The 952-nt window shown below is 58.1% G+C and carries 1 protein-coding gene; it reads right to left on the bottom strand.

Annotated elements, in window-relative coordinates:
* Positions 1-941, bottom strand: a 941-nt coding sequence (locus tag NMG80_RS01145; protein ID WP_436798518.1) for a DUF3300 domain-containing protein, incomplete at its 3' end; no start/stop codon positions are given.
* Between the last annotated feature and the right edge of the window lie 11 nt (positions 942-952).

Raw genomic sequence — 952 nt, 5'->3', positions numbered from 1 at the left:
AGCCTGGTCAGCTGTGATTTGTCAAAAGTTACTCTGGAGCTATCGACCTTCGTCCAATCAACCTGGTTCAAACTGATGTCGCCGTTAAAGATCCGATCGTTGAAGCAGTCGTCGCAGTTGATCTCGACATCTTTACCCCAGCGGCCGTAACCGCTCCAGGTTTCCCCCTCGTACCAGTCGACGGCCGCGGCCCAGGCAGCGCCGGTGACGTAACCGGCGTAGTAAGTGGCGGTCGGATCGTAGTAGGACGAGTAGGAGTCGGAGTAGTAGCTTACCGACGCATAGCTCGAATCGTAGAGGTTCTCTGATCGATAGACCGGTATGTAGACCTTGTCTGCCTGGGCCGACTTGATGATGACCTTTTCGCGCTCCACGACGACCACGGTCTTGTCGTCGCTCTTGATGGTCCCGTTGGCAACCGCTCTTTCGCGCAACTGCTGGATGGTCTCGAGCATGTCCTTTTGTTGATAGGCCACTGCCTCGCCGAGCTGTTGCGTCCACTTGAGATCGTCGCTCATCATCTTGACGATCTCGGGATAGTTCATGAGCGAGATGACGCTCCCGTCCCAATCCTTGTCTGGCTTCAGCTCCGGCTTGGTCTTGACGCGCTCCAAATACCTTTCGGCTTCAACGATCTGGAGGGGATACAAGGAGGCCGCCGCGATCGCGGCCACCAACTCGTCGGGATAGAGCGCGATGCGCGCCACCAGCACCTCCATTTCCTTTTTGCTCAGCGGCTGGCGCTGAGCAATGCCGGCAGACGGGGTTTGCTCCTGCGCGTATGACTGGGATGGGCTGGGAGCTGCGATAGCCAGCAATGACAGGCCCATGAGAACGGCCGTCGCCCGCAGCATCGATTTTCGCCTGTCGATGCCTGCCCGGAAGCAGGAGCTTGAAGATGCCAGGCCTGCAGGCCTGGCGCTGATGAACTTGATCGGCATGGAAAGCTTCC

It is taken from the genome of Mesorhizobium escarrei, from assembly GCF_935825525.1.
Classification (GTDB): Bacteria; Pseudomonadota; Alphaproteobacteria; order Rhizobiales; family Rhizobiaceae; genus Mesorhizobium; species Mesorhizobium escarrei.
This window is presented reverse-complemented; position numbering and strand designations above follow the sequence as displayed.